General features: G+C 41.4%; 14 protein-coding genes and 3 tRNA genes. 8 read left to right on the top strand and 9 right to left on the bottom strand.

Annotated features, from left to right (window positions below):
• Window positions 1-76: 76 nt before the first annotated feature.
• Complete coding sequence (locus I8752_RS17135; protein WP_214433510.1) at window positions 77-598, bottom strand: LabA-like NYN domain-containing protein; 522 nt, start codon at window positions 596-598, stop codon at window positions 77-79.
• 778 nt (window positions 599-1,376) lie between these two features.
• On the opposite strand from I8752_RS17135, the gene I8752_RS17140 reads away from it, so the two are divergent.
• Window positions 1,377-3,884 carry a CHASE2 domain-containing serine/threonine-protein kinase gene (locus I8752_RS17140; protein WP_214433511.1) on the top strand — a complete coding sequence of 836 codons (2,508 nt, stop codon included), beginning with the start codon at window positions 1,377-1,379 and terminating at the stop codon, window positions 3,882-3,884.
• Between the two features lie 106 nt (window positions 3,885-3,990).
• Here I8752_RS17140 and gorA read toward each other — a convergent pair whose 3' ends face one another.
• Both gorA and I8752_RS17150 read right to left on the bottom strand, forming a co-directional pair.
• Complete coding sequence (gorA, locus tag I8752_RS17145; protein WP_214433512.1) at window positions 3,991-5,337, bottom strand: glutathione-disulfide reductase; 1,347 nt, start codon at window positions 5,335-5,337, stop codon at window positions 3,991-3,993.
• A 273-nt stretch (window positions 5,338-5,610) separates the two neighbouring features.
• Window positions 5,611-7,938 carry a tetratricopeptide repeat protein gene (locus tag I8752_RS17150; protein ID WP_214433513.1) on the bottom strand — a complete coding sequence of 776 codons (2,328 nt, stop codon included), beginning with the start codon at window positions 7,936-7,938 and terminating at the stop codon, window positions 5,611-5,613.
• Between the two features lie 277 nt (window positions 7,939-8,215).
• Here I8752_RS17150 and I8752_RS17155 point away from each other — a divergent pair, with 277 nt between their 5' ends.
• Window positions 8,216-9,067: a peptidoglycan-binding domain-containing protein gene (locus I8752_RS17155; RefSeq protein WP_214433514.1), complete on the top strand. Its 852-nt coding sequence runs from the start codon at window positions 8,216-8,218 to the stop codon at window positions 9,065-9,067.
• 157 nt (window positions 9,068-9,224) lie between these two features.
• Here the strand turns inward: I8752_RS17155 and I8752_RS17160 are convergent, their stop codons facing one another.
• Complete coding sequence (locus tag I8752_RS17160; protein WP_214433515.1) at window positions 9,225-9,491, bottom strand: hypothetical protein; 267 nt, start codon at window positions 9,489-9,491, stop codon at window positions 9,225-9,227.
• A gap of 106 nt (window positions 9,492-9,597) precedes the next feature.
• Between I8752_RS17160 and I8752_RS17165 the strand changes: the two genes are divergently transcribed.
• Window positions 9,598-11,676, top strand: a complete 2,079-nt coding sequence (locus I8752_RS17165) for a helix-turn-helix domain-containing protein (protein WP_214433516.1) — start codon at window positions 9,598-9,600, stop codon at window positions 11,674-11,676.
• 123 nt (window positions 11,677-11,799) lie between these two features.
• Window positions 11,800-11,931, top strand: coding sequence for a hypothetical protein (locus I8752_RS38065; RefSeq protein WP_263985351.1), 132 nt, complete (start codon window positions 11,800-11,802; stop codon window positions 11,929-11,931).
• A 47-nt stretch (window positions 11,932-11,978) separates the two neighbouring features.
• Here I8752_RS38065 and I8752_RS17170 read toward each other — a convergent pair whose 3' ends face one another.
• From I8752_RS17170 to I8752_RS17185, 4 genes are all read right to left on the bottom strand, one after another.
• The gene (locus I8752_RS17170; RefSeq protein WP_214433517.1) at window positions 11,979-13,580 is read right to left on the bottom strand and encodes a TROVE domain-containing protein; all 1,602 of its coding nucleotides are present in this window, start codon (window positions 13,578-13,580) and stop codon (window positions 11,979-11,981) included.
• A 37-nt stretch (window positions 13,581-13,617) separates the two neighbouring features.
• Window positions 13,618-13,741: transfer RNA gene (locus I8752_RS17175), tRNA-OTHER, on the bottom strand.
• Window positions 13,742-13,782: 41 nt separating this feature from the next.
• Window positions 13,783-13,922, bottom strand: a tRNA-OTHER gene (locus tag I8752_RS17180).
• A 22-nt stretch (window positions 13,923-13,944) separates the two neighbouring features.
• A tRNA-OTHER gene (locus I8752_RS17185) sits at window positions 13,945-14,069 on the bottom strand.
• Window positions 14,070-14,696: 627 nt separating this feature from the next.
• On the opposite strand from I8752_RS17185, the gene I8752_RS17190 reads away from it, so the two are divergent.
• Window positions 14,697-15,422, top strand: coding sequence for a hypothetical protein (locus tag I8752_RS17190; protein WP_214433518.1), 726 nt, complete (start codon window positions 14,697-14,699; stop codon window positions 15,420-15,422).
• A 27-nt stretch (window positions 15,423-15,449) separates the two neighbouring features.
• Here I8752_RS17190 and I8752_RS17195 read toward each other — a convergent pair whose 3' ends face one another.
• On the bottom strand, window positions 15,450-16,586 hold the full coding sequence (locus I8752_RS17195) for a quinone-dependent dihydroorotate dehydrogenase (protein WP_214433519.1): 1,137 nt from the start codon (window positions 16,584-16,586) through the stop codon (window positions 15,450-15,452).
• 168 nt (window positions 16,587-16,754) lie between these two features.
• On the opposite strand from I8752_RS17195, the gene I8752_RS17200 reads away from it, so the two are divergent.
• The 3 genes from I8752_RS17200 to I8752_RS17210 all read left to right on the top strand — a co-directional run bounded on the left by I8752_RS17200 (window position 16,755) and on the right by I8752_RS17210 (window position 21,559).
• Window positions 16,755-19,625, top strand: coding sequence for a GAF domain-containing protein (locus I8752_RS17200; RefSeq protein ID WP_214433520.1), 2,871 nt, complete (start codon window positions 16,755-16,757; stop codon window positions 19,623-19,625).
• 305 nt (window positions 19,626-19,930) lie between these two features.
• Window positions 19,931-20,884 (top strand): ABC transporter permease, encoded by a 954-nt coding sequence (locus tag I8752_RS17205; protein WP_214433521.1) that lies wholly within the window; start codon window positions 19,931-19,933, stop codon window positions 20,882-20,884.
• A gap of 171 nt (window positions 20,885-21,055) precedes the next feature.
• The gene (locus I8752_RS17210) at window positions 21,056-21,559 is read left to right on the top strand and encodes a helix-turn-helix domain-containing protein (RefSeq protein ID WP_214433522.1); all 504 of its coding nucleotides are present in this window, start codon (window positions 21,056-21,058) and stop codon (window positions 21,557-21,559) included.
• Window positions 21,560-22,065 lie beyond the last annotated feature (506 nt).

Consider the following 22,065-nt stretch of genomic DNA (forward strand, 5'->3'; position numbering starts at 1 on the left):
TATTTTTTTGCTTAAAATTTTTAAACCTGAGATTTTTTTCTTAACTCTTAATTTTTGTAAATAATTGCTAAGGTAATTATCCTTCCACTTTTTCTATTCGGTCTCTAATATCGTTCAAATCTATATATCTATCCGTAGCATTACGCAATTCTCTGGCTATCATCCCTTCTGTAGATACTACAGTTATATGTGTATTTTTTGAGCGTAAAAGTTCGATTGCTCTTTCAAAATCTCCATCACCGCTAAATAAAACTACTCTATCGTATTGGTCTACAGTATTAAACATATCTACAACAATTTCAATATCTAAATTAGCTTTTTGCGAATACCGACCGGATGAATCATCATAATATTCTTTAAGAACTTTCGTTCGGACTGTATATCCCAGACTGATGAGTGCATCTCTAAAACCTCGTTGATCTTGTTGGTCTTTTAAGCCTGTGTACCAAAAAGCATTAATTAAAGTAGTTTCGGATTGTTCGTGTTTGAAATATTCTAAAACTCTTCGGGGATCGAAAAACCAGCCATTTTTTTGTTGAGCATAGAACATATTGTTTCCGTCTACAAAAATAGACAGACGATTCATAGGGGAACCCATAGAAAAATACACCTAATAATAGAATAATAATTTAGATTGAACAATAGATTATAGCAACTCTCAAATGATAAATTTGCTAATATCTCTAGACTAGCTTTTCATGTATAGCTTTTATCTTACCTCTTCAAAGCAGAAAATTTGCTGAAACATAGGACTTAAGCTGTTGGGCGTTGCACCTTTTCACTCCCAACACTATAAGAGACACCCCTCGATCAAAATCTACCAATAAAATTGACTGAACAACAGCATTGCCAGCTATATAACTGTCAAGTTTACTCCTAAAGAGGTAAGGGATAGGTCTTGAGGTAGGATATAAATTGATGCTCATCTAGAAGTTTTGCAGTCAATAAGTCAATAAAAGGATTAGCTTAATGGAAAAAGCCAGTTTTGTACAATAGGCACGTATTACCTGAAAAACTCATCAGAGATTAAAATCAGAGGCGTACCCGGACACTGGAGTAGAGTAGAATCTTGTCGCAACTCAATGCAGAGTCGGAAAATTTTCGACTCAGGTCTTGTGGAACAATCACTGCTTGAATCTCATTAGTAGAATAATTTAGGCAGTCGCTAGGTTGAGAGTTACCGAAGTTTGTCTTGAGGTAAACTTGTCTTGCAACTTATCGCTGTATTGAGGTTTGTTAACCCAAGTTTGGTAATTAATAAAGGATACATTACAAAAGTATAAGATTCTCATTTAAGTCTAATTTCAAGATGGTTGTAGTAAAAAGATACCTGAATAAATAAATAAAGTTGTACGTAAACCAACTATTAACACGATATGGCAGAAGAACCTACATCTACCTTAACTAAAAAACATATCTCTGCTGCCAAGATAGCGTCAAATAAGCCAACCAAAGTAACTTTGACAGCATCAGCGCGCCAGTCCCAACTCATGGTTGGCTTAGGTCATCTGCTTGCTAGTGTCTCAGTTATAAGTGCAGCACTGCTGAGTGCTTCCGGTTTGAGCAAAGTGCAATTGATAGAAAATCAAGCACTTTCCACATTTTTTCAACTGCGCGGCTCGATTGTACCTCCACAAGATATCGTGATTTTAGCAATCGACGATCAGTCAATATCAGTTCCCGAACAGTACTATAAAACAGATCCGAAACAGTACGCCTACCTAGAAACACTGAAATCATTTCCCTTCAAACGCGCTGCATACGCCCAGGTGACAGAAAAGTTGATTAAGGCTGGTGTCCGCTCAATTGCCTTAGATATAGTTTTTGATACACCAAGTAGTTACGGTATTGATGACGATCGCCAACTGCAAGCAGCATTGCAACAATACGGCAGCAAAGTTACTTTAGCAGCGCTCTACGAAAATTTTGAGACGCATCAAGGAACATTCATCCAACTGAGTCCGCCTCAGGAAATGTTTCGTGCAGGGTCAGTTTCGGTTGGATCGGTTAACTTCCCTCTAGAGGGAGATGGTAAAATTCATCGATTGGCTAGCGAGTTTTCTAAATTAGTAGCTGAAGACAATTCCCTAGCAGTGAAAATGCCTTCATTTGATGAAGCAGTGCTATTGGCAGCACAAGTCAATTATCCCAGACCTAAAGGCGATCGCATTAATTTTTGGGGGTCGGCAGGAACATTTGAGACAATTCCCTTCTGGTACGTACTCGACGCAGAAAACTGGAACACTTATTTGCAGCAGGGAAAGGTTTTTAAAGACAAGATAGTATTGATTGGCTCAACAGACAAGTTAAACAACGATTATCATCCGGTTGCTGCTGGTAGTAGTTTAGAGCGGATGTCAGGAGTAGAAATTCATGCCAATGCGATCGCAACTTTAATGGAAAATAAAGCGATCGCTCAAGCAATTAATAGCATACCTCTGCGGAGTTTGTTTGTGCTGGTGTTGGTTGGTAGTACAGCATTCATCATGACTAGAACCAAACCAGGTATTAATCGATTTGCTGCTAGCCTTATGCTCGCTGGTATCTGGGGTGGAATTAGCTATGCAAGCTTTGTATATGCACAGTTAATTTTCCCTACTGCCATCCCAATGATAGCCATGACTTTTTGCGGACTGTCTTACCTGGGAACAGAAGTAGCCAAAGAAAAAATCAGAATCCGGCAAATAGTCAATATATTTCAGAAATATAAAACTTCTCCTGTTGTCCAAGAAATTATCAGCCAACAAGTTGACCTCCAAGACTTACTCAAGCAGCGGGATTTAGTTTTAGCAGGCAAAATACTCGCCGGACGCTACAAAATTATCAAAGTTCTCGGTGCGGGTGGATTTAGCGAAACCTACATAGCCGAAGATACCCACCGTCCTGGAAACCCGCGATGTGTTGTCAAGCAGCTAAAACCACCCAACACCAAATCGCAGGCGTTAGAACTAGCTAGACGTTTATTTAACTCAGAAGCGCAAATATTAGAAAAATTGGGAACGCATTCTCAAATTCCTCAACTTCTAGCTTATTTTGAACAAGATGAAGAATTTTATTTAGTCCAAGAGTATATAGTCGGTCATCCTCTCAGTCAGGAAATACCATCTGGCAAACCGATAATGGAAACCGAAGTTATCGCAATTATGAGAGATTTATTGCAAACATTAATATTTGTCCATGAAAACGGCGTGATTCACCGGGATATAAAACCGACTAATGTCATTCGGCGACATTCAGACTGCAAACTTGTATTAATTGACTTTGGCGCTGTCAAAGAAGTCTCGACACCACAGCTGGAAAATTCCGAACAAACACCCTTCACCATTGGCATTGGCACTAAAGGTTATGCATCAAGCGAACAATGTTTTGGACGACCGCAATATAACAGTGACATCTATGCAGTAGGCATGATTGGAATTAAAGCCTTAACAGGTATTGCACCTCATGAAATGGATAGAGATATTTATGGAGAGGTGAAATGGACTGACAAGGCTGTGGTGAGTCACTCCTTAGCTAAGATTCTCTCTTTGATGGTGCTGGATAATTGCAAACAGCGATATCAATCAGCATCAGAAGTTTTAGCAGACATTGACGAGTTAATATCTCAAAACAGTCTTTCAACTACTTCTTACACAACAAAGCCTGAAAATCTTGCTTCTACTGAGCAAAGTCAGTTGTTAAAACTGGGGGAACCCTCCGTTTGCGTAGCATCAACCATAGGAGAAGTTCAACCCCAAGAAAATCAACACAATTCGCCTGGGGTGGGAGAGTGTTCTTCCCTTGCAACCTTGGCGACTCAGCACTCTTTTCCAGAAAACTCAGACACTCCTACCCAATCTTGGACAGAAGCATCTTCACAAACAACAGCCTTAAATGATTCGTGAATAGACCTATGAGCAAAAGTTCTTTTTGCACTCTTGTGGTCAAAGGTATGCATCTTTATTGGTTAAAGGGAAAATAACAAACCTTTCCCCCTTTCCCGCGCCTAATTTAATCCAATGAGAGGAACTCTTCTGCTATGGTGGGATGAATGCCGATTGTTTCATCCAGCTTTTGCTTAGTGATGCCCTGGCGAATTGCCACCCCAAGACTTTGAATGATATCAGCTGCGTGTTCTCCCACCATATGAGCGCCCACAACTTGTTGAGAATCGTTATTTACTACTAATTTGATTGTGGCTTGCTCGTTATCTTCCGTTAGCTGATACAACAGCGGTCGGAAATGGTGGCAATAGGATTTCACCGATTCACCAAATTTTTCTCGCGCCTTAGCCTCGGTCATGCCGACACCAGCGGCTTCTGGACGGGAAAAAACAGCAGAAGGGATGTAATCGTATTCTATTTGTTGCGGCTTGTTGCCAAAAACTCTATGGGCAAAGGCAATACCTTCTGCTTTCGCCACTGGAGTTAATTGCACCCGGTTGATGCAGTCACCCACAGCAAAAATGTTTTCTTGAGTGGTGCGATTGTATGCATCCACCGCGATCGCACCTTGTTTGTCAAGTTCAACTTTAGCCTTTTCCAAACCGAGATTTTTGGTATTGGGAGTATAACCTGTGGCAATCAGGATAGTGTCTGTGGCGATGGTTTCTTGAAATTCACCAGTAGTAGTCAAGAGTAACCCATCGTCACTAAGTGTAATTTCTCGAACTGTGCTGTTGGTGAAAAACCGAATTCCCCGTTTGCTCAAACCTTGTTGCACGCCAGAGCGGATATCATCATCAAACCCTGATAAAATCATTGCATCTTTTTCGATCGCTGTTACCTCGCATCCAAAAGCGTGCATGACGCTAGAAAATTCTGTGCCAATATAGCCACCGCCAATAATTACTAAACGTTTCGGCAGATAGGGTAAGTGGAACATCTCGCGGGATGTGATGGCATATTCTATACCTGGAATTTTGGGCTTGGCAGGAAGGCATCCCACCGCAATTAAAATTTTGTCTGCTGTCACTTTGCGCCCATTCACATCTAAAGTATGGGCATCGACAAAAATGGCACGTTCTCGAATTAATTCAACTCCCGCTGTCTGCAACTGCTGATAATAAGAGTGGTTAATGTGTTCGAGATGCTGATGTACTGACTTCATAAATAGTGTCCAGTCAAAGTACCGTTGACACTCACTCCACCCGTAATAGTGCGCCATTTGATTGTCTTTGGCAAAGTCACCAGCGTAGACAATCAGTTTTTTGGGAATGCAACCACGATTTACACAAGTACCACCGATGTTTTCTTGCTCGGCGACAGCAACGCGGACACCGTAGCTAGCTGCTCCCTTAGCTGCTGCCAATCCTCCAGGACCAGCACCAATGACAAACAGGTCGTAATCAAATGCCATAAAAATCTGTTCCTTTTTAACTGTTTGGAAAGCAGAGCTATTTCATTCCTTATAGTTATTCTGTCAATATTTCAGCTACTGTCTTTGGGTGGACAAAAATTATTCAAACCCTCAGATACGTAGCAGATTGCTACTTGACTAGAAATTAGATACTAAAGAAACAGCGATGCCTGCGGGGAACGCGATTATTTAAGTTACATCATGACAGCGGAACATTTACCAATGCTGCGGCTTCGCGCCCCTCTTGGCTTTGAATACTACTATAATTACCAATTAGGGTAAATTTAGTAAAAATTGCATTTCCTCTGCATCCTGTGTCATTCCCAGATGCTTAAAACTATCCATAGCCTTAGTCGCCAATTTGTGAGCTTCTTGTGTACTTCCCCATTTTTTCTCCCAGCGGGCAAGAGAGCGTTGATAGCGGGCTAAACGCCGCCTGTTTTTACTTCTTTGAGCTACAGTTAAGCCTTTAATTAATAGCTGTTGAGCGCGATCGCGATCGCTTTGCTCGATGGCAATATCAGCCAACCAATTTTGAGCGGAATTGATTACTCGATGCCAATGAATTTTTTCAGCACTTTGCATCACTTCTTGAAAAAGTTTTTTGGCTTCATAATAATTACCTTCTCGATACAAGATGACCGCCCGATGATAAAGAACGGGAATATAATGACGGATGTGCTTTTGCTCTTCTAGATTAGCGTCAATTACCAAGCTCTGTTCGATATCGAGCCATTTACGCGCATCTGGATAATTTTTCTGTCTGATTCGCAGTCTAGCGATATTTTCGGCTAAGTCAGCCTGCACGCATAAGTCTAAATCAGCACAGTCGCGTAGTACCCATGCCCGTCGCAACATTTCGTCTGCTTGTTTGAGGCTTTGGTCGGAACATTCCCGAATCAGCAGCCAAGTTTTGCGGATGATAATTTTTACTAAAGATGACCATTCACCACGTCTTTCTGATTGTTCTACGAGCCATTGCAACCAATCTGAGCGATCGTCCCAATAGGCGTAAAGATTGGCATAGTGGTTCAACAGTAGCCATAAATCCCTGACTTGGGTGTAGCGATCTTGGTCTTTACACCAATAAAGGACTGCCCGCAGGTTTCCTTCCTCTTGTTCTATCTTGTTGTAATGTATCCACTTTTCCCAATCTTCTCCGGCATAACTGCGGGCAAAATCTAAATACCATTTCACCCAGCGCCGCCGCGCTTCTCTCTCAAAATCTGGGTAGGCTGCTAATTCAGCTAAGGCATACTCACGAGTTAGAGAAAGCATCTCATAGCGCTTAGTCTCCGAGTTGAGGTTTACCAAAGAAAGTTGCTGCAAACGTGCCAAGCCACTATTTACAGAATCAGGAGAGGCTGTCAGTCCAGCAACCTCAGCCACAGCGGCGAGTATAGGAGAGTCAGGAAAAATCGCTAGTGACATGAGTAATAGATGAGGTGGCTGTCCTTTAATACCTTGCACGGTTTTCTCAAAGCAAAAACTAGCTACATCACCTGTAGCTGAGGCTAATTGCTCTAACACCGAGTTCAAAGAGTAGCCACTGGATACTTGACCGAGGGCGTAAACAATTGCTAGGGGAATTCCACCAGTGCGATGGTATAGTAGCTTAGATTCTTCATCGTCGATCGCTATACATTTTTCTCCTGCTTGTTGCTGAATTAACTGCAAACCATCTTCCAAGGGCAAATTTTGCAGACTGATTGGCAGAAGGGCGATCCGTTCGCGGGTAGTAATGACTACTTTGACGCAAATGGGCAGATTGTAGAGGAATTCAATTACTTGATTTCTATCTTCTATTGTCTCCATATTGTCAACAATCATCAGCGATCGCTGTCTTGATAAAATTTGACGCACGCGTTCAAATTGGTCATTGGGAGGAGATTGAATAATAGTGGAGTCACCCAAAGCATTAGCAATTTCTCGAAATATCTCGCGGAGGTTACGCTGTCCCTGCTGTCGTTGCAAAATTCCATCGGGAACGAGTTCCTGTTGTTTAGCAGAAGTGAAAATAATCGCATCAAATCTCGGTGCAACACCTTGGTTTTCGCTACTAGATTTTAAGCATAGGTAAGCAGCTGCTAATACTAGCGCCGTTTTGCCAACACCACCAATGCCATGCACCGTAATCATATGAGCGCCATGTTCTGGTGAAAGGCGTTCCAGCAGCGTCTTCATATCTGCCTCGCGACCAATAAATTCGGTGTAAGTCGGTGCTGGCAGATTGTGGGGGATACTACGGTTATAAGTAGAAGATGCAGCAATACCTCTGCGATACCCATGTTTCTCTAAAATGTAGACCAGGTTGCTGGCCTTAACTCTTTTATCCGCCTCTCCCGTCAAAGTTTCAATATCTCGGTAGATATAGCTCAATCCCGTTCTGACAGAAGCATTATCCTTGTGCAGTTCCTTACTTATTTGCTTCAAGCTATGACCACACAGCAACCCAATTAACAAGTCTTTTTTAGTATTTTGCCTGTATCGCTGTTGAGTTCTAGCCTCCAAGTCAGTCAGTAGACGGTCTATCTCCCAGTCTTTTAAAACTTTTCGATACCAAGTTTTGGACAAATTCCCACTCTCTGACTGACCTGACATAAATATCACCTATTAGTCCGTCATAAATTTTGTATTAGCAGTATTTTAATGGACAAAATTTACACAATATCGTACGGCAACATTTTCACTAACAAAAATTACACAAAAAACTAACATTTTTTTAACATCGCAATGGTTTGTTAGTAGTTATTTCGGTAGTTTAAGTTCTAACTGCTTGATTCTCGGTAGCAAACGTGGTGTTGCGATCGTGTTCATCACGCCCTACAAAAAATCTTGCCAGACTATTCTTTTCAGACTTTATTATCAGGAGAACCGAATGAATAGAGCAACTAGATCCTTAATTTTTTCACTTGGGCTAAAACAACCGCAGGCTTATTTCCCAGACGAAAAACAAGTTTGTTTGTTTAATAAACGTCCCATACTATACCGAGGCTTTACGCCAAAGTCAGTACAGGAATCAATCAATGAACTACAAGAGCGCTTGTATGCTAAAGGTTTTTTGGAGAATATCAGTGGCAAATTTGATTTTGAAACAGAAGAAGCAGTCAAAGAATTCCAGAAACTAAATAATCTTCGGGTGGATGGAATAGTTGGGCCGTTGAGTTGGGCTTGCCTTTTCTACCCAAAAATTTCCCGCGTTCGTGGAATAACACCTCCAGAGTTACAGGATGCAGTTAAGGAGCTACAAACTATTTTGTACGAAGAAGGATTTTTTAAAAAAGAACCTGATGGATATTTTGATAGGGAGACTGAAAGAGGTGTTAAACGCTTTCAAAGAGTATATGGACTCAAAGATGATGGTTTAGTTGGGGCTGCAACTTGGGCGGTACTGTTGGGAATGCGGCAAAAAATAGACAAAAGTTTTCCCCAGTTGGTTTATTTTGTATCACCTCAATTTTTATTCTTTTGGGAGCAATTATTAATGATTTCTTGCATCCTACTGGGTATTTATCATAGCCCGATACCGAGCCCTGCTCCTCATTTGAATATAGCCCTAGCAACTGCCTATGCACTCACTTGTATAGTGCCGTTTCTGTTAGAATGTCTACCACTGAAGCATTCGAGCAAGACAAGCTTGCCGCTGTTTAAATATGCTCCCTATGTTTTAACTGGTATCTTTTGGAAACCAATTATCAATTACATGGGAACATTATTTAATAATAGTTAAATGATGAGCGATCGCTGTGCTGTTTTGTGTAGTTCAGAGTTTATCACCCTGTAGCATTAATGTTACAAATACAAAGCCTGCAACAGAGAGCAGGCTTTATATTTTTATTACCAAGCTGAAGAGTGTGCGATCGCACTTCGATGCTACAACTTTAACCTTATCCTCCAATTGGTACTGGGTTCAGACTGTAAACTCGCCATTTATTTTTTCGCATATGTAAAAAAACTAAAATTGAGGAACGCCAGAGGAAAGGTTTACTTCTGATTTTGTATAACTCTTGGCGCGAAATACCGAAGTGATGCTCTAGCTGATCCGTTGACCATTCATAGCTTTCAACGACTGTAAAAGCTGGCTGCCAACCATGCAAAGTTTTTTTAAGCAACTCAAGTTGAATCGCTTCTTGTTGTAAGTTATTGTGACGCATATCAAAATTATTCTTGAACCTATCGGTTTACTTGCTATTCACTAGTTTTATTTGTCTTCTAAAATTTGAATAGTTGTAGTTGTGCAACTAGTTGAACGTACAACCGTTGAACAAGGTTGAAAAAAAAGGTTTATCCGCAGTGGCAAAACGACCTAAAAAGAATAAAGAAGCTGGAGAGGAGTTTAAGAAATTACTCAGAGAAAAGAGGGTTACTCAATACAAGCTAGAGCAATTGACTGGTCTGGATAAAAGCGTCATTAGCAAGATAGCAACTGGACAGACTGCTAACCCTACACCGACAACACTGGTAAAAATCGCGGATGCATTAGGGGTTGAACTAGGTCAACTAACAAGAATATTTGAGCAATCAAATGTAAAATCTCAAGATTCAGCTACACATCCACAACCTCAAAAGTCAGAGTCTGAAGTGCTAACATCCATTAATTCTGATTTTGTAGGACGTGAGGAAGATATTGCACACCTCAATAATCTAGTTGATGAAGGTGCAAAAGTTATCTTAATTCAAGCAGAGGGCGGTATAGGTAAAACCACCTTGGCTAGAAAATGGTTTGAAATTCAAGGTTTAGAGTATCTTGAACTGCGGGTTGGAACCACACCCCAAAACCTAAATTCAATAGAAGATTGGGTAAGACTCAAACTAAGAGACTACTTTCAAGAAAATCCAGAACAAAATTTTATGACTATGCTGGAGCAATTTAAAAGCAAGCTTCAGAATCGAAAAATTGGTCTATTAATTGATAATCTAGAATCTGCTTTGATAAATGGAGAATTCATTGCACCATATAATTATCTAGAATTATTGACTTTATTAGCAGATAATGGTGTACGATCAGTCACTCTCATTACAAGCCGTGAGCCAATTTATGAACATATATTGAAGCGGTTTCAAAATTTTAAAACTTATGTAATGAAAGGTTTGAAGCAAGAAGCATGGCAACAGTATTTTGAAATACACAAAATTAATATAGATAATGATGCTCTTAGTAACATGCATCTAGCTTATGGAGGTAATGCTGAAGTAATGTATATTCTTAGTGGTGATATTTTAACAACATCAAAAGGAAGTTTAAAAGATTATTGGCAAAAAAATTATGATGATTTGTTAAAAGAACCTACTTTAAAAAATCTTGTTAAACGACAGTTTGATAAACTCCAACAAAATAATCCACAAGCCTATAATCTTTTATGTAGGTTAGGATGTTACCGTTACCAATATGTTCCTGTAATACCTGAAACAGGAATTTATTACTTGCTTTGGGATGAGCAAAATGAGCGAAATAAACCTCGTATTATCATAGCTTTACGAGATAGAACTTTAGTGAAGTTTAGTACAGAAGGATACTATTTATATGAAGTTATTCGTCAAGAAGCGATAGAAAGACTTGAACTAACAGATGATTTTAAAAAGTCTCATGCTGAAGCTGGAATATTTTTATCTACATTAATATCTAATCACTCACAAGCAATTATTCCAAAAATTACTTATGCACAAAACATCAATGATAACCAAGAACAAATGTATCTAAATATAGAAAATGCAGAGCAATCAGCAAAACAGGAACTGACTAAACACGAAACATTGGCTTTAGAAGTTATTTATCATGCTATGGAATTTTATGATGCGGGTTGTTTTGAGGAATTAAGACAAGAACCAAAGGTCTTAAATAATCCTTTTTTTCAAGCCATCACAAATATGATTTATGAATATGTTGATTCATATAATATTTTAGCTATTGCACTTTATAAATTTGCATTAAGCACACAAATATTAGGAATACTTGATCAGAGAGAAGGAAAACTGATAGAAAGTAGTAAGGAATTTGAATATTGTCAAAAAAGTTGGAAAGTTAGCCAATCTTTTTTTCAAACAGCTTTACTAATTACAGAGAGGGTAAAAGAAGATAAATTAATGAATAACGTACTTTGCTCTTTAGCTGATTGTCTTTATTATAGGGGAATAAGTTTACATCAATTAGGTATATTTTTACATCGAATGGTAAAATATAATGAAAGTACAAAAGCTTTTAATGAAAGCAAACTAACCTTGGAAAAAGCACTACAAATATTTACTCGACTGTCATTGTATCAACAAATTGAGGAAGTGAAAAAAGCAATTCATAGTTTAGAAATAAGTCAACAATCTTGCAACACATCAACGGTATAATTTTTGACTTAATTAACAGAGTAATAATTGGGAAGTATTAAAGATGCGATCGCATTATTTCCCAAAGTCTATATCTAGCCTGCGAAGGCAGGCTTAGTTTGTGTAGCCGCGAATTCCATTCGCTTGGCAATCTATAAAACAAAGGCGGGTGCGGGAATTGAACCCGCTAATCCCCAAAATGGTGGAGATATAACCGATAACCCTAAATTCTTCGTCCCCGAAAGGCAAGTTTTGAATCAGGATAACCCGCCATGAAAAAGGATAAAAGAAGTTACCTTTTATCCTTTGTGATTCAGCCGTTCTTACAACTCACCTGTAGCTAGCATCTGGATGATGCGAGGTGTTCCCGGATCGAACCCTGCTAAATCCCAAGACAATGGATCTTCAGGATCTACTAAGGTAATGCGGTAAGGTGTCAAGGTGACATATACCGCCTTGGCTTCAGGATTGACCTTTTTGCGATACTCTTTCAGCGCTTGACTGGGATGCTGATAACCAGCCCAGCTTTCTGAGTCAGTCCAGAAACAGACTACATCTGCCTTGAACTTATTCTTAATCATCCACTCGTAAGCTACAGAGGCATCAGTTCCGCCGAAGTTTTGGTTGCTAGCTTTGCGAACCGCAGAACTAAAACTATCTTTAGCAGTGATGCCTAATTCCCGAAATTCGGTAGCAAAGCCGCGAATCATATAGTTTTTCTCTGCTTTTGCTGTCACCAATGCCATTGTGGTGGCAATTTCACAGCAACTCAGTCCCATGTCTGCAACCAAACTACCCATAGAACCGGAAACGTCTACGGCGTGCATGAACACTTTGCCAGTGGGTTGGACAACATCAAAAGACAGTTCAACGGCTTTTTCTAGGATGTCCACAATGCGAGGAACTGGTTTCCAAGTCTTCTGGCTGCGTCCTAATCTTCCTCCAGATTCATAAGTTTTGAGTGCTTTCAAAACATCAATCGGATGGATGCGACCTTTACGCAGATGTTCCTTGTTGTTGAGAACTGCTTCCACACGCGACAAATTGTCACTTTCATCAGCTCGCAACACATCCAGTTCAGTTAGCGAACCTAGGTTACGCAGCATTGCACCTATTGGCATTTCAGCAAATAGCAATTGCCAAGCTTGCTTATCCATCTTGCCCACAGGTGCAGCCATTTCGTGAGTTAAGCGTCCTTGCAAAATAGCTTCATGAGTAGAGCGCGGATTTCGCTTCAGCCACTCGTACCACCAAATCTGCGCCAAAGCTTCTGAGGGGATTTCTGCTGGCAAGTCTTCCCAGCCTCTGACAACCCACTCATATAGTTGACGGTGATTTTCTGTAGGCGGTTTAACGTGAAACAACCGCAATGCATCTCGATGAGAGAAGCCTTGACGCTGTTGATATTTCAATAGCTGATAAGCCAAGCCTTTGACATCTTCTCGTGATAGCCAAGTTTTACCAGCTTCGCGTACGATTTTGCCAAATCCTCGCAAAGACTTGGTGTAATTCAGCCATTCGTAGAAGTGGCTACCAGTGCGGACAACTTGAGGGAAGATTTCACCAAAAGCTTGCTTTGCTTGCGGTGCTTCACCCATAGATAGCAGCACCAAAGCCAGGATAGGCGCACTGTTATTGATGGCGCGTCCGTCGCTAGCATAGAGAATTTCTTCCGCAACACGGCTGGGATTTTCAGCAACAGCTTGTTTGACAACTGCCACAAAATCTTCTGTTAATTCTTGCTTGCCAGCATAGTAAGTGCTTTTTGCTGTACCAACTAATAGACAACGGCGCAGCATCTTCCAAATACCAGCATCGAACATCCAACCACCGGAACGTCCCTGAATCATCTCTGCTTCTCGTCCGGGAATAGGTTGTGATTGTGGTGTAGTTGTCTTCTTTCTAGTGAAGAAATTGTAATTCATCGCTTCATCTCCCAGCCCTTGCGGGCAAAAATGAAAGGTGGCAGGGCAGGACTCGAACCTGCGACATCCCGCTTGGAAGGCGATAACCCTAATTCGTCGGCCTTTTCAGGCAAGGGATGAACAAGGATGTTTTAGGCGCTCTACCTCTGAGCTACCTGCCACATGAAATCAAAAATTCAAAATTAAAAATGCAAAATTTACTCTGGTGGAACAGGAATTGAACCTGCAACCCATGAATTAGCGATAACCCTCGATTCGTCGGCCTTTGCAGGCAAGGTTGTGAATTAAGGACTATGGGTAATTAAACCCGTTCATTGCTCTACCAAATTGAGCTACCCACCAGATGAAATTCAAAATTAGGTTTTGGGTGGCGGAGCAGGATTTGAACCTGCGACCTCTCGAACCCAAATCGATAACCCTCAATTCTTCGGCCTTTGCAGGCAAGGGGCGAACAAGGATGTTAGCGCTCTACCACTGAGCTACCCGCCACATGAAAATTAAAAATGCAAAATTAAAAATTTAAACTCCAGCACTCATAACTCAGCACTGAATTGGGTGTAGCGGAGCAGGATTTTCACTTACACGTCCAGAATGGGATCGAGGATGTTTAAGTTGTAATCGATAACCCTCGATATGTCGGCCCTTGTAGGCAAGGTGGGCGCTCTGTTACTTGAGTTATCCGCTACTGATGAAGCTAACTCCTTTGGGAATATCAACTTGTATTATCTAATGTAGTATATGTATTATTAGATGTCAAGGGTTGCTAAATTAATTTTCAGAATTTCGTTCAGTTAAGAATAGTTGCATCCCACGTGAAAACAGCTATATGTGTAATGATTTGTCGTAAATTCAGGCATTTGGATTGTAAATAACAGATTTTTTCTAGTTTTGCCCCGATCTAAATTATTCATGGTGACTTCAGTTTTTAGACAAAACACTTTTGCCTATATTTTCCGATCTAATAGCTAGTTGGAGTTTCTGAAACCATATATATCCAGACTAGGTTTGAGTTTTGCCGGACAATTTGCCGTAACTTTGCCAAACGATACAAAAAAGTGACCCGATTTTTGCCAAGATAGTATATCATTTGCAAAAATTCACTTGGCAAGAATCGGCATGAGTGAAAAATTACTAGAAGGCGACGGGAAGGCTTTTCTCGTTCTACTTTTGCCAATCTCGTTTTTGATTATTTTTCTGGTTGCTACCTGGAGATTTTTGTTAGCACTGATTGTGTTAGGCATTGGTTTCCAAATTTGGCAGCAATATCAATGGCAACAGTGGAGTCAGCGAGTTAACCCAGTTTTCCATCGGTTAATTCGGGAAAACCAGGGCAAAATTACGCCAATAGACTTGGCACTTAGGGGCAATTTTTCTGGATCGGCAGCAAAACGCTACTTAGATAGCAAAGCGGCTGAATTCGGTGCAAGTTTCATCAATTCTGAAGAAGGGGGTGAAGTCTACTACTTTATAACTGCTAGTATTTTGGGCAACATACTAGACAGTAGCGAGCCTGTTAAAGAACTTCCCGCTCAACCAGTTACCAAAACTGCGCGTTCGCTTTTAGCACCACCGCCACCACAGCCACTGGAAGAAGAACCAGAAGCGGAATTACCACCGCCAACAGTTCATACGGAAGTCAAACAAAATCTGGCAAAACAGTTAGTTTTTGGCTCCCTTATCCAATCGGAATTAGCTAAACGGCTGAATGTTTATTCCAGCACAGTATATAAACGGCGAAACGATCCCGAATTTCCTGAATGGACTCGCAGCCGCGATCCAGATGGTATTGCTTGGACTTTTTCGGAAACAACTAAGGAGTTTTTCCCACTAGAAGAAGGCTAAACAATTAAAAATTAAAAGTTAAAATTTTTAATTTTTAATTCCTATGCCTACAGCTTCAGTGATGGAGTTTAATCCATTCTGTTCTAACTTGGAAAGTAAACCAGCAAGAATTCGACGGACTACCATCGGGCCTTGATAAATCCAGCCTGTATAAATCTGAAGCAAGCTAGCACCAGCAGTAATTTTTTCCCAAGCGTCTGCGGGAGAAAAAATACCGCCAACTCCGATAATTGGGATTTGTCCTTGGGTTTGCTGCCAAATAAAACTAATTACCTCAGTAGAACGATCGCGTAATGGTGCGCCGCTAATTCCGCCGGCTTCTTCTTGAGGTGATTTCCCTGTTTGCTCAATTACCTGAGTTTTTAATCCATCGCGGCTAATGGTGGTGTTAGTGGCGATAATTCCCGCTAGTTGGTAGGTTTTAGCTAAAGCAATAATGTCGGCGATCGCTTCCCATTCCAAGTCAGGTGCTATCTTGACAAAAATCGGCTTTTGAATATTATTCTCTTGTTGTAATAAATCTAAAATGGCACTGAGCATGGAAGCATCTTGAAGCGATCGCAATCCTGGAGTATTGGGGGAAGAGACATTGACTACAAAATAGTCCCCCAACTCCTTGAGTAAGCGAAAACTATTAAGGTAATCTGCTGCTGCTGCTTCTAAGGGTGTAATTTTAGATTTACCCAAATTGATACCTATGGGTATCGATTGGGGTAACTCTTGTTTCTCTTTTACCAATCTTGTTGCCATCGCTACTGCACCGCTATTGTTAAAACCCATCCGGTTGAGTGCAGCTTTATCTAAAGGTAAGCGAAACAACCGAGGACGAGGATTTCCAGGTTGTGCCACAAACGTCACAGTACCCAATTCCGCGAAGCCAAAACCAAGACTCGACCAAATACCAGCAGCAACTCCATCCTTATCAAAGCCTGCTGCCAAGCCTACAGGGTTGGGAAAGTGCAAACCAAACAAAGTTTGTTCTAGACGCGGATCGTACAAACATAAAGACTGCTTGAGGCTGCGGTTTATCCAGCTAGCAGGAGGGTGATTACTAGTTTGCGATAGCCAGTTTAAGCTACGAATCGTCTGCTGATGTAACCACTCTGGATCTGCTTTTACCAGATTGAACAAAAGCGGACGCATAGCGACTTGATAAATATCCATTGACAAATGTTTAGTTGTTAGTTATCAGTTGTCAGTTGTCAGTTGTCAGTTGCTACTGACCATTGACAACTGACCACTGACATTTTTCACGATTACTGTGACAGCTTATTATTTAGGATGCTTTTCTGGGCATCTTATATATTACAAGTTACGTAAATCAATAATCAGATGGGGCAGCCACAAAAAACCATAGCCGCCGAACAGCAAATCCATGCCTTGGGACAAGTCCTGCAAAGTCTCAGGGAAGAAGATGATGTTGAAGTTCTGATTAAAACTACTATTTCTTATGTTCAACAGCAGTTTGACTACAATCTAATTTGGATTGCGCTTTATGATCGCCTCAAACACACATTATTCGGTAAAGGAGGCATCATCCCGGATCGTGACACTCGCTTTTTATACAAACGGTTTGTCCTCAATTCTGGCGATTTGTTAGAGCAAGTAGTAATTGAACAGCGTCCATTAGGTTTAGCCGATTTGCAAACCGAAGCACGTGCAGCAGAATGGCTAGAAGTTGGCAAAAAATTTAATATTCGGGGAACAGTGCTTTTGCCAATTCGCTATAAAGACCGCTGTTTAGGCGTGCTATTACTGGGTTCGGAACGCTGGGGTTACTTACTACCTGGGGAAGCCAAAGCACGTTTGATGATGGTTTTGGGCGAACTGGGGGCAGTGCTTTATCAACATGAGATGGATTTGCAGCAAAAGCAAACCAAACGCCCTGACGAGCCTTTATTACAGTTATTAGAAAATTTACGCACCTTAAATAATTTAGATCAAAGGCTAAAAACAGTTGTAGAGACGACACATCAATTTGTCTCCCCCAACCGAACAAATATTTACTGGTTTGAGCGGCAAGGGCGCTACTTTTGGTGTCGGATGAGCAATCAACTGGCGAACATGAGTCGTAACTCTAACAATCAGCAACCAGCAGCCGGCATCACCGTACAGGAATTGAGCGAATTTTATTATGCTTTAGCAGTCAATCAAATTGTCTGGATTGGTGATGCACGTAGTTCCTTAAAAAGCCATTTTACAGGCAAGTTATTGCAAAGGTTGCAGGTGCGATCGCTGTTGGCAGCTCCGATTATTTGGCAAAACGATCTATTAGGTTTTCTCGCGGTAGAAGGCTATGAACCTCGAATCTGGACGGAAGCTGATAAAAATTTTGTTCAAGGTGCTGCGGGGTTAATCTCTTTGGTTGCTCCCACTGACAGCATGGAAAGCACTATCAAACAAATTCAAGATGATAGTTATCTAACTAGCCAAATTGTCCAAGCTATTTATAGTAACCAAGACCTTCACGAAGCTTTACACAGTTGTGCTACGAAAGTTTTGGCTCGATTGGCAGCCACCCGCTTTTTACTATTACAGTACAATCCGGAGCAGAATCACTATCAAATTATTTACCAAAGCCAACCTCATAATCGCCGACCTTTGATATATGCCTTCGATACCCTTAAAGACATGGACGGGCAAATATTGAAGTCTGCAAAAACTGCGGTGGAGGTAGAGAACTTAAACGAAGATTTGCGGTTTTTAAACTGGCGGGCTTATTTGTTAGAAAATGGTGTGCGATCGCTGTTAATTTGCAACTGCGCTCAAGGTCATGCACCCGCAACACTTTTGCTCCTCGCTCACGAAAACTATCGCACTTGGACAACTCTAGAAAAAGAACTACTGTGGATTGTCAGTCAACAGATTGGGGCGATCGTTCGCCAATGGCAACTGCATACTGATAGCGAGCATCAGCAGAAAATTTTATTCAGTATCAAGCAATGTCTTTGCATCCTAGAACCACCCCAGAGCGAAAACACTGAGACTGAGGAAAAGACTCTAGAAAGCACAGTCTTGCAACAAATAGCATCTGTTCTCGGTTGTCCTTTGACGTTACTCCTATCCTGGACACCCGGACAAGCCAATGCAGAAATTTTACCTGGGGTAATTGCCGATCCTAAGTTTGGGGTAGTCACAAATACATCAATTTCCATTAAATCTGAGGCTTTAATTCAGTGGGCGCTTGGTCAGGAAGAATACTTGAGTGTGAACGTGGATGATTTACCTCCAGAAACAAGAAAATGGTTGAATGGTTCGGATATTGGTCAAATTTTAGTCATGGTTTTACGTACATCTGTTGAGTACGAACCCACAGGAGTAGTGTTGATGGCAGATTGTCGAGAACGTCGATGGTCGCAACAAAGCCTCAACGCTATAGAAACTCTAGTCGCTCAATTAGCTTGGTCGCGTCGTCAGCAACAAATTATCCAGCTTTTAGAGTCCTCAACCCAGGAGTTACAACAACTCAATTGGTATAAACACCGTCGCCTCCAAGAAATCCAGAGAACAACAACCCTACTGCTCAGTCAAATACAAGATTTAGGTATTCCTACTAATGACTTAACTCAGACACGCTACCAGTTACTACTCAGGCAATTAGATCATGCGACTGCCTCCATGACTGGATTGCTTAAACTTGAGCAATGGCATTTGCATATGAACTGGGAAACCATGCCTATAACTAGTTTTCTGAAGCGATCGCTCGAACGAGTGGAAACTTTATTCAAGCAACACAAACTCTGGGTAGGCGTGCATGGTTTAGGGCAATCAAGTGAGGAGTCAGATTCAGCCAACAATTCTTCATTTCTCAAAGGAATTCAAAGCTCAAGCTCATCTTCAATGGCGATCGCTGGCGATATAGTGAAATTTGAATTAATTCTTCATGAATTGTTAGTTGCAGCTTGTCACCGTTCTCAAAGCAGCGGCAGGATTGATATTTGGTGTCGTCGGTTAGATGAGCGATTGTTAGAACTGTCAATCACAGACAACGGCATCATTGAACCACAACTACTGACAGCCCTACATCAAAATACACCTAAAGATGTGCTTGCTCCCTCCCGCCTCAACCAGCCACCAGGTTTGCATCTGCTAATCTGCCAAAATCTCATGCGGCAATGGGGAGGAGAATTACATTTCTATCAGTTACCAGATAGTCGGGTAGTCAGTCGCTTGCTGTTGCCTTTAGCTGGTAACAATTCTTAGCATTATCCAAATGGTTAATTGACTTTTCACGGTATAGCTGGGGACTAGGGACTGGGGACTAGTGACTGGGTGAAAAGTCTTTTTGTGTCTAGGTTCTATCGTCTGTTGATGTCCTAACACTACTGGCGACCGCTATATGTGGAAAGGAGCGAGGGTGTGAAGTGTGGGGTGTGGGGTGTGCTTTCTTGTTTTCCCTACACCCTACCCCCTACACCCTACCCCCAGCCTTAACGAGGATTTGAGGACTTCCCGTGAAAAGTCAGAATGGTTAATTGCGATCGCTGCCAAACTGATAATCTTAAATCATGGTATTGAGCAGTCAAAATCATCTCAATTTCTTCTTTGATTACCTTGTAGCGAGTCTGCGTCTAGCCGTTCCCCTAGCATTTGCCGCTTTAGGTGGATTGTACTCAGAACGGTCAGGAGTGCTAAATATTGCTCTCGAAGGTATGTTGTTAACTGGTGCTTTTACGAGCGCTGCTGCGACATTTTTCACTGGAAATGTCTGGGTTGGTGTCCTCGCTGCTTTGATTGCTGGAGGATTGGTAGGTTTACTCCATGCTTTTTTGTGCGTGAGTTTGCGCGTAGACCAACTAGTATCCGGATTAGCAATTAATCTCGTAGTCGCTGGCTTGACATCATTTTTGGCGCGGCTAGTATTTAACGGTGGTAGTGCCCAGCGATTGCCAGGAATTGAGCCTACGATCGTTCCTGGTCTAGCTAATATTCCTTTAATTGGAGCATTGTTATTCCAGCAAGATATTCTTGTATATTTGCTTTTATTTGCGATCGCTTTAACTACATATATTTTGTTTTATACTAGCTTCGGTTTGACTTTGCGCGCTGTCGGGGAATATCCTCAAGCTGCGGTTACAGCTGGGATATCTGTGCAAACGGTGAGATACTTGGCTGTTGTGATGAGTGGCTGTCTTGCTAGTTTGGGTGGGGCTTATCTTACTTTAGTGGAAATCAAATTTTTTACAGAAGGGATGAGTGCTGGTAAAGGATTTATTGCGATCGCAGCATTAATTTTTGGCAGATGGCATCCTATAGGTAGTACTTTAGCTTGTTTGCTATTTGGTGCTACCGAAGCTTTGCAATTACGAATTCAAGCATTAGGTGCAAATATTCCCTATCAATTTCTTGTGATGCTACCATATGCGATCGCTATGTTGGCATTAATAGGATTAGCAGGAAAATCTACGCCTCCAAAAGCATTAGGTGTTCCTTATTTTCCTAAAAATAGCGAGTCTAACTAATTAAGATAACTTCAATAAATAAACACGACTTACGCAAAATTATGAAAAACGAACCGCAAAGGGCGCAAAGGACACGAAGTTATAAGAATTTCAGAGAGTTCTTGCGTAATACCAATTAAAAATGAAGCTGCATATAATGGGGAGAAGCAAACTTGGTAGGTTAACAAAACCATGAGCCGCCCATTTAAAATTGCGATCGCCGAGAGTGAAGAGGAACTGAAAAAACGCCTACAAACAGTGTCTTCAGGAAACCAGAAAGAAAAGTTACAGATGTTGTGGTGGCTCAAAAGTGGGCAAGTTAAGGAACAACTTGAAATAGGGCAACGTTTGGGTAGAGATACATCAACGGTGACAAGATGGTTGCAAAAGTATAGAGCCAATGGGCTGTCTGGCCTGCTAGAAATTAAGAAAGCACCCAAAGCAAACCGAAAAATTAACGATCAGGTCCTCGCTGCCCTCAAGCAAGAACTGGAAACAGAGAAAGGGTTTGGTAGTTACGGTGAAATAGTCGAGTGGTTGAAACGCCAACATGGGCTGGAGCTAGAGTATGGAACAGTCTATGGTTGGGTGCGATATCGATTGGGGGCGAAATTGAAAGTACCACGCCCTCAAAGCCAAAAACAGGATGAAGAGTTGATATCAGAATTTAAAAAAAACTCGGCATCATTCTACTAACATTGAAACAACTTTTAGCGCAAAACAAGTGTGTTCGCTACTTGTGTCAAGATGAAACAAGAGTGGGACTCAAAACTCTCACAGTAAAAGTAATTACCGCTTCAGGCGTTAAACCTACTGTTGAGGTGAAATGACCACGGGAAAACTTTTGGATTTATGGTGCCATTGAACCATTGACTGGAGACCACAACATTATGAGTACCCAAAACTGGATGGCGAGTGTTTTCAACAGTTTTTGGATTGGCTATCTGTGCAATTAGGTAGCGATTACGCTATTTTACCTCCCCTTCGGGGCGGGAGTGGGGAGTAGGGAGTAGGGAGTAGGGGAAGAAATTAGCCCCGAAAAAGGTTAAAGCCTCGCCCCTTGTGGCGCGAAAAATCCTTGTATTGCACAAGATAGGTTGAAACCCCGCCCCGAAGGGGGCGGCTTAGTTTCCCTACTCCCCAATCCCTACTCCCTACTCCCTTTTATAGGTTGACCAAGCACCTGCTCATACCAGTTCAGC

The organism is Dendronalium phyllosphericum CENA369, assembly GCF_016056275.1.
Classification (GTDB): domain Bacteria; phylum Cyanobacteriota; class Cyanobacteriia; order Cyanobacteriales; family Nostocaceae; genus Dendronalium; species Dendronalium phyllosphericum.

Excerpts from the sequence above, each read along its gene's own strand:
- I8752_RS17135 (WP_214433510.1), bottom strand. The coding sequence starts at position 598 with ATGGGTTCCCCTATGAATCGTCTGTCTATTTTTGTAGACGGAAACAAT.
- I8752_RS17140 (WP_214433511.1), top strand. The coding sequence starts at position 1,377 with ATGGCAGAAGAACCTACATCTACCTTAACTAAAAAACATATCTCTGCT.
- gorA (WP_214433512.1), bottom strand. The coding sequence starts at position 5,337 with ATGGCATTTGATTACGACCTGTTTGTCATTGGTGCTGGTCCTGGAGGA.
- I8752_RS17150 (WP_214433513.1), bottom strand. The coding sequence starts at position 7,938 with ATGTCAGGTCAGTCAGAGAGTGGGAATTTGTCCAAAACTTGGTATCGA.
- I8752_RS17155 (WP_214433514.1), top strand. The coding sequence starts at position 8,216 with ATGAATAGAGCAACTAGATCCTTAATTTTTTCACTTGGGCTAAAACAA.
- I8752_RS17160 (WP_214433515.1), bottom strand. The coding sequence starts at position 9,491 with ATGCGTCACAATAACTTACAACAAGAAGCGATTCAACTTGAGTTGCTT.
- I8752_RS17170 (WP_214433517.1), bottom strand. The coding sequence starts at position 13,580 with ATGAATTACAATTTCTTCACTAGAAAGAAGACAACTACACCACAATCA.
- I8752_RS17190 (WP_214433518.1), top strand. The coding sequence starts at position 14,697 with ATGAGTGAAAAATTACTAGAAGGCGACGGGAAGGCTTTTCTCGTTCTA.
- I8752_RS17195 (WP_214433519.1), bottom strand. The coding sequence starts at position 16,586 with ATGGATATTTATCAAGTCGCTATGCGTCCGCTTTTGTTCAATCTGGTA.
- I8752_RS17200 (WP_214433520.1), top strand. The coding sequence starts at position 16,755 with ATGGGGCAGCCACAAAAAACCATAGCCGCCGAACAGCAAATCCATGCC.
- I8752_RS17205 (WP_214433521.1), top strand. The coding sequence starts at position 19,931 with ATGGTATTGAGCAGTCAAAATCATCTCAATTTCTTCTTTGATTACCTT.
- I8752_RS17210 (WP_214433522.1), top strand. The coding sequence starts at position 21,056 with ATGAGCCGCCCATTTAAAATTGCGATCGCCGAGAGTGAAGAGGAACTG.